The organism is Enterobacter sp. BIDMC 26, assembly GCF_000534435.1.
Lineage (GTDB): Bacteria > Pseudomonadota > Gammaproteobacteria > Enterobacterales > Enterobacteriaceae > Enterobacter > Enterobacter ludwigii.
This window is the reverse complement of record NZ_KI973182.1, coordinates 2,497,766-2,510,599: the sequence shown is the minus strand read 5'-3', so window position 1 is coordinate 2,510,599 and position 12,834 is coordinate 2,497,766. Positions and strand designations below refer to the sequence as shown.

10 protein-coding genes are annotated in these 12,834 nt (G+C 53.6%); all 10 read left to right on the top strand.

Going from position 1 to position 12,834, the window contains the following annotated elements; genetic code table 11:
• Positions 1 to 2: 2 nt before the first annotated feature.
• The 10 genes from L462_RS11620 (at position 3) to tssE (ending at position 12,773) form a co-directional block, all read left to right on the top strand.
• On the top strand, positions 3 to 989 hold the full coding sequence (locus L462_RS11620) for a formylglycine-generating enzyme family protein (RefSeq protein WP_032678634.1): 987 nt from the start codon (positions 3 to 5) through the stop codon (positions 987 to 989).
• A gap of 1,031 nt (positions 990 to 2,020) precedes the next feature.
• Complete coding sequence (locus tag L462_RS11630) at positions 2,021 to 2,350, top strand: hypothetical protein (RefSeq protein WP_032678632.1); 330 nt, start codon at positions 2,021 to 2,023, stop codon at positions 2,348 to 2,350.
• A 143-nt stretch (positions 2,351 to 2,493) separates the two neighbouring features.
• The gene (locus tag L462_RS24405; protein WP_072031452.1) at positions 2,494 to 2,751 is read left to right on the top strand and encodes a PAAR domain-containing protein; all 258 of its coding nucleotides are present in this window, start codon (positions 2,494 to 2,496) and stop codon (positions 2,749 to 2,751) included.
• 2 nt (positions 2,752 to 2,753) lie between these two features.
• Complete coding sequence (locus tag L462_RS11635) at positions 2,754 to 3,944, top strand: hypothetical protein (RefSeq protein WP_032678631.1); 1,191 nt, start codon at positions 2,754 to 2,756, stop codon at positions 3,942 to 3,944.
• Positions 3,945 to 3,955: 11 nt separating this feature from the next.
• Positions 3,956 to 7,375 carry an ImcF-related family protein gene (locus L462_RS11640; protein ID WP_072031451.1) on the top strand — a complete coding sequence of 1,140 codons (3,420 nt, stop codon included), beginning with the start codon at positions 3,956 to 3,958 and terminating at the stop codon, positions 7,373 to 7,375.
• Positions 7,375 to 8,970 carry a type VI secretion system protein TssA gene (tssA, locus tag L462_RS11645; protein WP_032678629.1) on the top strand — a complete coding sequence of 532 codons (1,596 nt, stop codon included), beginning with the start codon at positions 7,375 to 7,377 and terminating at the stop codon, positions 8,968 to 8,970. The genes L462_RS11640 and tssA overlap by 1 nt, the downstream gene beginning before the upstream one ends.
• Positions 8,971 to 8,989: 19 nt before the next feature.
• Positions 8,990 to 10,753, top strand: coding sequence for a type VI secretion system baseplate subunit TssF (gene tssF / locus L462_RS11650; RefSeq protein WP_032678628.1), 1,764 nt, complete (start codon positions 8,990 to 8,992; stop codon positions 10,751 to 10,753).
• Positions 10,708 to 11,811, top strand: a complete 1,104-nt coding sequence (tssG, locus tag L462_RS11655) for a type VI secretion system baseplate subunit TssG (protein WP_032678627.1) — start codon at positions 10,708 to 10,710, stop codon at positions 11,809 to 11,811. Before tssF ends, tssG begins: the two co-directional genes overlap by 46 nt.
• On the top strand, positions 11,792 to 12,328 hold the full coding sequence (gene tssJ, locus L462_RS11660; protein WP_181006732.1) for a type VI secretion system lipoprotein TssJ: 537 nt from the start codon (positions 11,792 to 11,794) through the stop codon (positions 12,326 to 12,328). The genes tssG and tssJ overlap by 20 nt, the downstream gene beginning before the upstream one ends.
• Complete coding sequence (gene tssE, locus L462_RS11665; RefSeq protein WP_032678625.1) at positions 12,321 to 12,773, top strand: type VI secretion system baseplate subunit TssE; 453 nt, start codon at positions 12,321 to 12,323, stop codon at positions 12,771 to 12,773. Before tssJ ends, tssE begins: the two co-directional genes overlap by 8 nt.
• Positions 12,774 to 12,834: the final 61 nt, after the last annotated feature.

The window sequence follows — 12,834 nt, the reverse complement described above, 5'->3', positions numbered from 1 at the left end:
TTATGAACAAATATGGAATTTGGCTATTAGCTCCGCTAATGTTGGGCGCCTGCGATAATAATGTAACTACAAAACCAGTTGTGGGCTCCGGGCAGAACCAGCAGCACAGCGCGGAATTACAGAGCCTGATTCGTCAGGTAAAAGCAAATCTGGTGTTTGTGGAAGGCGGTAATTTTCTGATGGGCGACTTCGGAGCAAAATACGGCCCAGAAAAGATTCAACTCGACGCCCAAAAGGACAGTAAACCACTGCATAAGGTGACGCTGAGCAACTATTCCATCAGTAAATTTAAAACCACCAATCAGGAATATCAGCTTTACCTGAAACTAAATAAACTGTATTTAAGAGAAAATAATAATCCATTAATGCAAAAGCGAATGGATGCGTTAAATAAGTTGCCTGATACGCCAGCGCATATGGACTGGTACGATGCGGAGAAATATTGTGCCTGGCTGGGTAAGGTGAGCGGTCTGCCGTTTGCCTTACCAACCGAAGCCCAGTGGGAGTATGCGGCTCGCAACCGGGGGCAGTTCATTATTGCTGGAACCAATAGCGGTGTACTGGAGATGGATGGGATCCAGCGTGGGATTAATATTTCCGGCTCTCTGGATCGTAAGGAGTTTGCCCGGAAGATGGGGCTTAGTACTGAAATAGATACAGCAATGCCAGTGGATCGTTATCCCCCCAACCCACTGGGGCTCTATGATATGGCAGGTAATGGTTATGACTGGATCAAGGACTGGTATGATCCAGATTATTATAAGAATTCCCCGGTTGTTGACCCCCAGGGACCAGAAAAACCGGTATTTAAGCGTCGTGAGGGGATTTACGATGCAGAAGAAAAATATCAGAAGGTGCTGCGTGGTGCGGGAACTTCAGGTCCCTTTAACGGCTTGACGGTCGCCCGTTTTAAGCGCAGCCAGGATACAAAAGTTACCTTTATAACGACGGTTCGCTGTGTCGTTAACAGTCCACAGCCAGTGAAGTAACGGGGGAGTCTATTATGATAGCTCGAATGGCTTTTTTGCTACTGACTCCGCTACTGTTGAGCGCCTGCGATAATGATGCGTTCACAAAACCCGCGTTGGACTCGGGGCAAAACCAGCAGCACAGCGCGGAATTACAGAGCCTGATTCACCAGGTAGTTGATGAGGGCTTCGGGGCAATATATAGCCCGGAAAAAGATTCAGCTCGACACCCAAAAGGATAGTAAGCAGCATAATATAACACTCACCCGCTAATTCATCAGTAAATTTGAAACCATCCATCAGCAATACCATTTTTATTTAAAACTTAATTATCGGTCACTAAAAAAACCAACAATGCACTGATACAAAAGTGAATAAATGCATTAAATAATCTGCCTTATACGCCTGCGTATATGGATTGGAATGATGCGAATAAATATTGTACCCAGCTGGGCAAGTTCATTGGTCTACCGTGAATTGTTTCGACGAAGCCCAGAAGACATATGCGGCCCGTAGTCGGGGTAGACATTTATTAGTGGAGACAATAATGGTGTGCTTGAGATAAATAGCATTAATCGCGTTATTAATACTTTCTGAGTATTCGATCGCGATGATAGTGTAAAAATAGATAGAATTGACTACTGGAACTATGACAGCGTGCCTGTAATAGTCATCCACTCATCCCCTCTGGTATTTACGATATGACAGGTAATTTTTGGAGTGAACGAATGATTAGTTCGATCCTGACTAATACCAACACTCCTATTTCCAAAGAACCCTAAGGGGCGGGGAAATCATAAATTTTACGAAGGGAAATTATACGATTGTCATACGTGGTGCAGATTTATGGGGGGAGGCTTAATGGTCGCCAGATACATCAGTAAACCAGATGCTGAAATGACTGGTGATAAAACGGTTTGCTTCGTAGTTCATAGCCAAAAAATAGATGGAAGTCAATTATGACAGGAGTATGCATTTTTTAGTAACTGTTTTATGAATGTTAAATCGTTAATTCCAATTTTTTATGTTTTTATATAAGGAAAGGATTTTCTATGAATGTAATAGCGCGTATCATTAATGGTTTTTGTTCTGTAATCGGTGTTTTTCTTGGTTTGCTGGGATTTTTACTCAGTGGTGTGATGGCATCATTTGTTCCCGAGGTGGCGGCATTTACCGCACTCACAACACTTCTTCCTTTTATTATTATATTATTGTCTGTGATAGGTCTTTATGGTGTTATCAAAAACAACATAAAAATACAAATTGCATTTGATATTTGCTTGTTGCCTGCATGGTATATCGGAACGGTTATTGGAGGGTTATGCCTGTTAATTTTTTATATTTCCAATAAAAACAGTATGCTACAAAATAGCGAAGCGTAACTGGCGGCAATCCGGATTGATTTTAAATTGAATCACTATCTCATCAGGAGGTAGTGACTCTCATTTCAGTTCCGACCATCATTGTTAATGATTAAAATCGATTCTTTTTGGTAATAAATAAATGTTGTAGACGAGGATGGATTATGCAAGGAGTTATTCGAATTGGTGATGCCATATCAAGTGGTGGGAAAGTCTTGCAAGGCAGCAGTAGCGTTAAATTTCAGGGAAAAGAGGTATCCTGTTTTGGCGATAAAGTATCATGTTCCGCTCACGGCATAACGACGATTGCGGAAGGTGATGAGGGTTCAAAAATCAATGGTAAACCGATTGCACTTCACGGACATCTCTGCGGTTGTGGTTGCTCACTGATTTGCTCTCTCCCCAATGCCGGAAGGCGTTAGCTATGCCCATTGAATTAAAAAAAATACCAGAGAAAATACCGCTTCCTGAACCACCTTCAGCATTCCGGTGGTTTATTACTATTGTGCTGATATCCGTACTGGGGGGAATACTGGCGCTTTATTTATGGCCGGAGAAAATGTCTACGCATTCCGCATGGTTCTGGTTTTGCATTTTTGTCATACCGCTGTCTACTGGATTGGCCTGTTATGCCTTTCGGCTACGCGCTTATGAAAATGAACGTGATCGCGTGAACTACTGGAATCATCTTCATCAGGAGCAGCATGATATACAAGTGAAGAGAGGACGGCGTCCGGCAGGCCTACTGGGGAAAGCGTATATCACTCCGATTGCCTGTAATAAACTTGCTTCCGCCCTCATAAATCATGGTAGTCAGTTACAATCAACCTATTTTGCCCATTTTCAGCAGGCCTTCACTACGGCCCGACTTGAGCCTTCCACTTCGCACTTCCTAAAGGAAGGCTACAGTACAAGGTTAACCGGATATATCACCCAGCTTCTTCGCATGCTGGAGCCGGATTTGTCGGTGCTACCCGCAGACAGATTGTCTGTTCGTCTCCGTCACGACGGGTCTCTGGATAATATGCAAATCACACAGATTTGGCAGGCGATATTTCCGGCGACATATCACATGGATTCAATTGTGGTAGAGCAAGAAGGCGATGGCATTATGTGGCTAGATGCTTTGCTTGACCAGCATGAAAAGGTGCTGATGCTTTCTGTTGAAATAAATTTATTTGTTGATCCCGTGGATTATCAGTCTGAATCGGTATCGGCACTGTTGTTGGCCTCTCCGGCGTGGCTTGTTCAACATGATGTTAAACCTGAGGTCGTCATTCATCGTCCCGTCATCGCCACGGAGGATGTCAGTACCCTGGAAGATATGTTGCGTTGGGGAAAGCTGTCTGCGGAAGAAGCACATACGCTCTGGCGATGGCGGGTCGATAAAGGGGCTATGACGCGGTTAATTCAGCAGTCAGAAAGGCTTGGTTATTCTCCGGGTCAGATCGAAGGTTATATGCCAGATGATTTATTTGGTAACCCCGGAGCGTCATTGGGAAATATTGCATTGCTCTGTGCCTGTGAATACGCCATGACATCTGGTAAACCGCAGTGGGTAATAATGACCGATAAAACCACGCATCAGGCGATTGTGCGTCAGGAAGAGTGTTGAAGGAAAACAGCATGATAAAGAAAAAACGGATAAGCATCTGGCTCATTGTTGCAATTATTATTAGCGTGAGTGCTGGATTAATTTGGTTAAACAATCCGTTTGTACGCCTTGCCGGGCAAGAACAAAAAATGATGGCATCGCTTATCGTGACCGCTGTCTGTCTTGGGATTTTGCTATTTGATTCGCTGTTTGTGCGGTTATGGGACGGGCTGGTCTCTAAAAGTTTTATTCAGAGATTTAAATTCCTGAGAGGGATGAAACCAGAACAGCCAGAATATGAACATAATAACAACCTACATTCTAATGTAGTTAAAGAAATCCACCAGTCTCTTCGCACTATTTATAACTGCAACTGGGCCAGCAAAATCCGTGTTCTGATCATCACCGGCACTGCCAGCGAAGTGGAACAGCTCACTCCCGGCCTCACCAGCCAGCTCTGGCAGGAAGACCGTGGCACACTGTTGCTGTGGGGCGGTGACCTCAACACGCCAGCAGACAGTGCCTGGCTGACCGCACTGCGCAAACTGCGCCGCCGTCCGGTGGATGGCATGGTGTGGGTCACCTCGGCCTTTGACCAGCTGTCAGCACCTGGGCTGGAGCTGCCGCTGCCGGTACCGTCAGAAAGCACCATGGATTCCCTGTCTCACGCCATCAGCGCACGTATGGAAGCGCTTGGCTGGCAGATCCCGCTGTATGTCTGGTCCCTGCACCCGCGCGCCGGTAAGCCGGAAGGACGGGTTGTACAGGCAGCCGGCTGTCTGCTGCCTGCCGGTTGTCGTACCGAAGGGCTGGCAGAACAACTGTCCTCCCTGGCGCCGGAACTGACCTCACTGGGCCTGCAGCAGACCTGCGGTGAAGTGAAACATAACTTCTTACTGGCGCTTGCCGACCAGCTCATTCGTGAGCCACAGAGCGTGACCACACCGCTGTCGGTGATGCTCAATCCGTACCGACCGCTGCCGCTGGCCGGTGTGGTGTTCAGCCAGCCTTCTGCGGGGGCTGAGCGCGCAGTGGCGCATCACTGGGGCATGGATAATCGCTGGGAGGTTCTGCCGGAGTCAGTCCGGACTCTTCCTGCCGGACTGCGTCCGCGCAAGCCAGGCATTCCATGGCGTAAGCTGTTGGCATCTGCTGTCACCGTGGCAATGGTGGGCTGGGCGGCGTGGATGGGGACAGCGTACGTGACCAACCGCAGCCAGATTGACGGTGCGAATGCCCAGGCTGCACTTGCCGCACGACAAAACCAGCCTCTGGAACAGCGTCTGCACGCGCTGTCTGAGCTACAGAAAACGCTGGCCCGTCTGCAGTACCGGTCTGAACACGGCGTGCCGTGGTACGAGCAGGCTGGGCTGAGCCAGAATAACGCCCTGCTGGCAGCCCTCTGGCCACGTTATCAGGACAGCGCTCTGCCGCTGTTGCGGGATGCGGCTGCTGACCATTTGCAGATGCAGGTCAGTGCCTTTAATGCGTTGCCGCCGGGTAGCCCGCTGCGTGAACAGATGGCAAAAAGCACGTATGACCAGCTCAAACTCTACCTGATGCTGGCGCGTCCGGAGCATATGGATGCTGCCTGGTTCAGCTCTGCTTTGCTGAACGACTGGCCGAAGCGTAACGGTGTGAAAGACGGTGTCTGGCTGGGGATGGCTCCGTCTCTGTTGTCGTTCTGGGGCGCGCAGCTGGTCGCGCACCCGGAGTGGAAACTCCGTGCCGATGAAAACATGGTCAGCCAGGCCCGCTCCCTGCTGGTTCGCCTGATGGGAGTACGTAACAGCGAATCGGCTCTGTACCAGAAGATGCTCTCCGGGGTGGCACACCTGTATGTCGATATGCGCCTCGAAGACATAACCGGCGATACCGATGCATCCCGTCTGTTCAGCACTCATGAAGTCGTGCCGGGGATGTTTATCCGCCAGGCCTGGGAGCAGGCGGTGCAGCCTGCCATCGAGAAGGTCGTGAAGGCCCGCCGGGACGAACTCGACTGGGTGCTCACTGACGGCAGGCGTCAGGCGAAAACGCAGGACGAAACCTCCCCGGAAGCACTGAAAAAGCGCCTGACGGAGCGGTACTTTGCTGACTTTGGCGGAGCCTGGCTGGCATTTCTGAACAGCCTGCGCTGGAACCGGGCCACCACGCTGTCTGATTCAATTGACCAGCTCACCCTGATGGCCGATGTGCGTCAGTCACCTCTGGTTGCGCTGATGAACACCCTGAATGTGCAGGGGCGTACCGGGCAGACGGGCGAAGCCATTTCGGATTCCCTGGTGAAATCGGCCAAAAATCTGCTCGGCGGTGATAACAATGATGCCATTGACCAGAGTGCCGGCGTTCATGGTCCGCTGGATGCGACCTTTGGCCCGGTACTGGCGCTGATGGACAAGAACCGTTCAGGTGTACAGGAGCAAAGTCTGCAGTCCTTCCTGACCCGCGTGACGCAGGTGCGTCTGCGCCTGCAGCAGGTGACCAATGCCGCTGACCCGCAGGCAATGACCCAGACCATTGCCCAGACCGTATTCCAGGGCAAAGCCGTGGACCTCACCGAAACCCGTGACTACGGCAGCCTGATGGCCGCCGGTCTGGGTCAGGAATGGAGTGGCTTCGGTCGCACGGTGTTTGTAAACCCGATGGAGCAGGCCTGGCAGCAGGTGCTGACCCCGGCGGCCGACAGCCTCAATACCCAATGGCAGCAGGCGGTGGTGGCGGAGTGGAACAGTGCATTTGGGGGCCGTTATCCGTTTAATAACTCCAGCAGTGATGTTTCTCTGCCGCTGCTGGCTAAATATCTGAATGCCGATTCCGGGCGTATCGCCCAATTCCTGCAGACCCGTCTTAAGGGCGTGCTGCATAAAGAGGGCAACCACTGGGTACCGGACAGCATCAATTCGCAGGGGCTGGTGTTTAATCCAGCATTCCTCAATGCCATCAACACCCTGAGCCACATCTCGGATGTGGCCTTCACGGAAGGCAATGCTGGCATGAACTTTGAGCTTCGTCCGGGCACCGCTGATGGCGTGATGCAGACCGACATGATTATTGACAGCCAGAAACTGACCTACGTGAATCAAATGCCGGTGTGGAAGCGCTTCACGTGGCCTGCAGATACGGAAGCCCCCGGCGCGAACCTGAGCTGGATTAGTACTCAGGCCGGGACCCGTCAGTACGCGGATATACCGGGGCACTGGGGCCTAATCCGTCTGCTCGATGAAGCCAGCGTTAAAGCCTATCCGGGCGTGGGCAGCAGCTACAGCCTGAGCTGGAAAGCGCAGGATGGTCGCTCGCTCAATTACACTCTGCGTACCGAAGCGGGAGAAGGCCCGCTGGCACTGCTGAAGCTGCGTAATTTCCGTCTGCCGGAAACCATCTTCAGTACCACCGGTGTCGCATCGTCAGACCCGGTGGCAGACGTGTCCAGTGACGACGGAGAGGTGTACTGATGAGCACGCTAAATGCCTTACTCAGTACCTGTCAGGCAGAGCAGGCACCACTGCTTGCCGCTACCCGTGAGCATGTGGCGCAGTGGGATAATTGGCTGCTGCCGCTGACCGGATCATCCCCCGTAGGCGAAGACCCGGGTTATGACGATGATTTCCAGCAGATGCGCGAGGAGGTTAACAAACTTTCCGGTGCGGATACTGAGCTCATCTGCCGGCTTGCAGAGAAACTGCTGACCACGACTGCCAAAGATATCCGTGTTGCCACCTACTACTGCTGGGCAAAGCTGCACCGCGAGGGTGAACAGGGGCTGGCAGAAGGACTCGAACTGCTGGCCGGTATGCTGGAGCGCTTTGGTACACATTTGCACCCGCAGCGTGACCGCAGCCGTAAGGCGGCGCTGGAGTGGCTGGCGGGTTCGCGCATGACTGACTCTCTTTTCCTGTACCCGGAAGTAGTCAGGGAAGAGGCTGTGCGTACTACCGGGGCGTTGCTGCTGATAGCGCAGCTGACTGAAAATGAGCCGGATGAAACACGGCCGGAACTTAATGCGCTGTACGGTGCGCTGGAGAATCGTCTGCAGAAAGCCGGCGGTGTGGATGCCGTGGTACCGCAGAATGCCAGCGCAGGAGAAAACCCTCCTCCAGTGAGTCACAGCGATGTGCCGTCAATCGGGCGAATCACTTCAGGCCAGGATTTGCTGGCCCAGGCCCGCACACTCACTGAATACCTCCGAGAGCAGCCTGATGGCTGGCTGTCAGCACACCATCTGATGAAAAGCCTGCGCCATGATACCCTGCGGGCCATTCCTGCCCCGGATGCGCAGGGTCGTACCCGCATCGAACCACCAAGAGCGGACCAGCGAGCTCTGCTCAAACGCCTCTACTTGCAACAGAACTGGGCTGAGATGCTGGAAACAGCAGACAGCACGTTTTCCCGCGGTGCCAATCACCTGTGGCTGGATCTGCAATGGTATATCCATCAGGCGCTGACGAAGTCCGGCAAGGAGGCGCTGGCCGACATCATTGCCGCTGACCTGAAAGGACTGCTGGCCCGGTTATCCGGGCTCGAAACGCTTGCCTTCAGTGACGGTACCCCGTTTGCGGATGAAGTGACGCTGAACTGGATCCAGCAAAGCGTGCTGGATACCAGTGGCGGGTGGGGTAATGACACAGCTTTGGCACGGATGTCCGGCGGCAACGATGACATTTTGGCACTGGAGCCGGAAGCGATGGCCCTGGCGGACAATGAAGGCCCGGATATGGCGCTGGCCTGGCTACAGAACCGCCCTGGCGTCACCACTGCCCGACAGCAGTGGCTGTTGCGCCTGCTGATGGGGCGTATCGCGGAGCAGTACGGAAAAAATGAACTGGCGGTGCATCTGTTTGCTGAGCTGGGCGTGCGCGCTGGCGAGGTCACTCTCACTGAGTGGGAGCCAGAACTGCTGTTTGAAGTCCACGCCCGCCATCTGAAACTCCTGCGCCTGAAAGCCGGTCGCAGTGAGGCTGATAAGGCCCGACTAATACCCGTAATGGACCAGTTACTTGCCGGGCTGATCGCTGCCGATCCTGCCCGCGCCGCCGTACTTTGCGGTTAAATCCACAGGAATTGAATAAATGGAAGATTTGACCCTGCGTTATTACGACGCGGAAATGCGCTACCTGCGTGAGGCCGCGAAAGAATTTGCCCAAACCCACCCCGCTCGCGCCGCGATGCTGGACCTCGACAAGGCCGGTACACCAGATCCGTATGTTGAACGCCTGTTCGAAGGCTTTGCTTTTTCGATGGGGCGCCTGCGTGAAAAGATAGATGACGATCTGCCGGAACTGACAGAAGGGCTGGTCAGCATGCTCTGGCCACACTATCTACGCACTATTCCGTCGCTCTCGGTAGTGGCATTTACCCCTGCGCCGCATGCGATGAAAATGGCAGAAGTGGTGCCAGCGGGTCTTGAGATATATTCCCGTCCGGTAGGGCCAAAGAACACCGTCTGTCGTTACCGTACCACCCAGGATGTGAGGCTTAATCCCCTGGGTGTTTCGGGCATTACCATGACAACTGAACCCGACGGTCGGTCGCTGTTGCGGATACGCTTTGCCTGCAGCAGCCAGGCAGACTGGTCCAGTGCTGACCTCAGCCGTCTGAGCCTGTATCTCGGGGCGGATGCCCCCGTCAGCAACCAGTTACATCTGATGCTCACCAAACGGCAGGCGGCGCTGTACATGCGCCTGCCCGGGCAGACTGATCGTATCCGGCTTGACGGTTATTTCTCGCCGGGCGGGTTTGCTGAAGAGGACGGCCTGTGGCCGAAAGGTGACGCCGCTTTCAGTGGCTACCAGTTGCTGCTGGAGTACTTCACTTTCCGCGACAAGTTTATGTTTGTCCACCTCAATGGTCTGGCCGGTATCACGCCACCTGCCGGGGCAGAGTACTTCGACATTGAGGTCGTGTTCAGTACGCCGTGGCCATCAGACCTGCCGGTCACCGATGACGCGGTTCGTCTGCACTGTGTGCCAGTGATTAACCTTTTCACGCTGGAGGCGGATCCGCTCACCATTACGGGGCTGGAAAGTGAGTACCTGCTGCGCCCTAAACGGCTGCAGGATGGACACACCGAGATTTATGCCGTCGATTCAGTCACCGGCTCAAACAGGACTCGTGATGCCGAATACGTGCCGTTCAGCAGCTTCCGCCACAAGGGTGGAATGATGCGCCGTCATGCGCCGCCCCGGTATTACCACACCCGTGTAAAGCGTGGCATCACTGGGCTATATGACACCTGGCTTATCCTTGGCGGGCACCAGTGGGAAGATGACCGCCTGTTTGAGCGCGAAGCTGTCTCGCTGCAAATCACGGGTACCAACGGTCAGTTACCGCGCCGGGCACTGCAGAGCACGCTGCTGGACCGCTGCGAGCAGGTGGTGGATACGCAACTGACGGTTCACAACCTCTGTAAGCCCACGCTGCCGGTATACCCGCCTGCGGAAGACCGTTTCCACTGGAGGGTATTGAGCCACCTGGGCTCCGGGTTCCTGAACATGATGAGCACCGCCGAAGTGCTACGCGGGACGCTTGCGCTCTATAACTGGCAGGAAGATGAGCTGAACACCCGGCGTCTGGAAGCGATACAGCATGTTGAGCACCACCGCCTTCAACGTTTTGAGCAGGGCTACCTGTTGCGGGGGCTGGATATCGAAGTGACCCTCGACAGCAACGGCTTCACCGGTGAGGGCGATATTCACCTGTTTGGTGAAATGCTTAACCGGTTCTTTTCGTTGTATGCCGATATGAATCAGTTCAACCAGCTCACCCTCATCGTTCAGCCAGAAGGAAAATGCATCCGGTGGAAAGAGAATCACAGTCCGCGCCTGCCAGGCTGATAAAGCGGCTGGGCGATCGGCTGCCATATATTAACTTTTACCGCTTCTGCCAGTTACTGGAACAGAGCCAGCCTGACAAACCGGTTACGGGCAGCACCTGGCAGGTACGTCATGAACCGGTACGCTTCCGGCCCCATCCGGGCATGGGCTTCCCGGCATCTGAAATCAAAGGGATTGAACAGTCTGAGCATTCGCATCTTCCACCAACGGTGCGTATTACCTTTATGGGGCTCTACGGCGTGGAGTCTCCGCTGCCGACACACTACATTGATGACATCACCCAGCGGCGGGAAGGGTATGAAGCCACTGCGGATTTCCTCGATATCTTTAACCACCGACTGATTGCCCAGTACTACCGCATCTGGCGGAAATATTCGTATCCGGCAACCTTTGAGGAAGGGGGGAAAGACAAAACCTCGCAGTACCTTCTGGGGCTTGCCGGCCTAGGAATTGATGGATGCACAGACAGCATAGCGACGCCAGCCTCACGCTTTCTGGCGCTGCTGCCGGTCATGCTATTGCCGGGGCGGACTGGGGAAGGTATGACCTCGCTGGTGCGTCTGCTGGCACCCAACACGCAGGCGAAAATCTGGCACCATGATAAACGCCGTGTGCCGCTGAAGAAGCCCCTGACCATGAGCGTTAGCCAGCCTGTCACCCTGACAAATCGTCCGGTGATGGGCAACTATGCCACCGAGGTGAACAGCCAGGTACTGATGCGTCTGGTCACAACCGACCCGGATGAAGTGCAGGGCTGGTTACCGGGTGGGGAGCTTCACACGGACCTGATGGCGCTGCTGCACGTGTATCTTGGGTCACGGCTTGATGTCCGCCTGCAGCTGTGTGTCGACCGTAGCCTGTTGCCGGACGCGACGATGAGTATTCACCCTAAAGCTGGCGCAGTACAGTTGGGCCGCACTGCCGTTATGCGACCGCTGAATGCGGCGAACATCGCCGCGCACCCCAAAACCATAACCATCAATCTTGGCCGCTATGAGCGGGTACAAGAAAATATTCACCGCAGGGAGACCGATGAAGATGGCGATTACCGCTGGTAAATTTCCTCTGGCTGCGCTGGTCGCTGGTATCACAATGATACTCGCGGGCTGTGGGCTGACTCAAAAAGTGACAGACGGCACCGTTGCTGTGACCAGGTCGATTTTTTATAAGCAGGTAAAAACCCTGCATCTGGATATACGCGCCCGCGAAGGCGTGAACAGCAATGCCGGCGGAGTGGCATTGTCCACTGTTGTCAGAATTTATCAGTTGAAAGATCGAAAGACCTTCGACAGCATGGACTACCCGTCACTGTTTAAAACCGACAGTCAGGCTATCAGGGCTGACCAGGTGGCCGAAAAGGATATCCGCCTGCAGCCGGGCGGCGCGGTGACGGTCGATATGCCAATGGAGGAAGACGCTCAGTATGTGGCAGTAGCCGGGATGTTTATGTCACCGGATCAGGTGAACAATACCTGGCGCGTGGTACTGAGCCGCGATGACCTTGATCCGGATAAGGCCCGGGTGATTGAAGCGGACAATAACCGGCTGACCCTGCAGGCGCTGAAAGATGAGTGAGTCAGCCCGTCCTTCGTTGTATGAAACGCTCTACGGCAACTTTACCGGCAGCCTCGACCTGCATCAGGTCAGTGAGCAGAACCAGGTCATTCTGTCCGTACTCGACAACATGCAGCGTATTCTCAGCAGCCGTGCGGGCACGCTGGCGCATCTGCCGGACTATGGTTTGCCGGATATGGCAAAAATTCTGCAGGGCATGCCGGGCACTGCCCATGAGCTGATGGGCACCCTGTCGGCTGTTTTGCTCAAATATGAGCCTCGTCTGAAAAAAATAACGGTTGTCCTGCTGGAGCAGGACGTCCCGGGCGAAATGCGCTATGCCATTGATGCCGAACTCAAAGGTGTTGGTCTGGTGCGCTATGGCACCGAGTTTATGCCAGAAGGGCGGGTTCTCCTGCGACATCTTAAGCAACAGCATTATCTCGACACGACGACCCGCCTGTAAGATCAGACAGCCCGCGCAGGCTCCATCTGTCAGTAAAAGTCTGGCTGATATTGCAGAAACA

Coding starts and splice junctions, on each gene's coding strand:
- tssJ (WP_181006732.1), top strand. CDS start 11,792: ATGGCGATTACCGCTGGTAAATTTCCTCTGGCTGCGCTGGTCGCTGGT.
- tssE (WP_032678625.1), top strand. CDS start 12,321: ATGAGTGAGTCAGCCCGTCCTTCGTTGTATGAAACGCTCTACGGCAAC.
- tssF (WP_032678628.1), top strand. CDS start 8,990: ATGGAAGATTTGACCCTGCGTTATTACGACGCGGAAATGCGCTACCTG.
- L462_RS11635 (WP_032678631.1), top strand. CDS start 2,754: ATGCCCATTGAATTAAAAAAAATACCAGAGAAAATACCGCTTCCTGAA.
- L462_RS24405 (WP_072031452.1), top strand. CDS start 2,494: ATGCAAGGAGTTATTCGAATTGGTGATGCCATATCAAGTGGTGGGAAA.
- L462_RS11640 (WP_072031451.1), top strand. CDS start 3,956: ATGATAAAGAAAAAACGGATAAGCATCTGGCTCATTGTTGCAATTATT.
- L462_RS11620 (WP_032678634.1), top strand. CDS start 3: ATGAACAAATATGGAATTTGGCTATTAGCTCCGCTAATGTTGGGCGCC.
- tssG (WP_032678627.1), top strand. CDS start 10,708: ATGCATCCGGTGGAAAGAGAATCACAGTCCGCGCCTGCCAGGCTGATA.
- tssA (WP_032678629.1), top strand. CDS start 7,375: ATGAGCACGCTAAATGCCTTACTCAGTACCTGTCAGGCAGAGCAGGCA.
- L462_RS11630 (WP_032678632.1), top strand. CDS start 2,021: ATGAATGTAATAGCGCGTATCATTAATGGTTTTTGTTCTGTAATCGGT.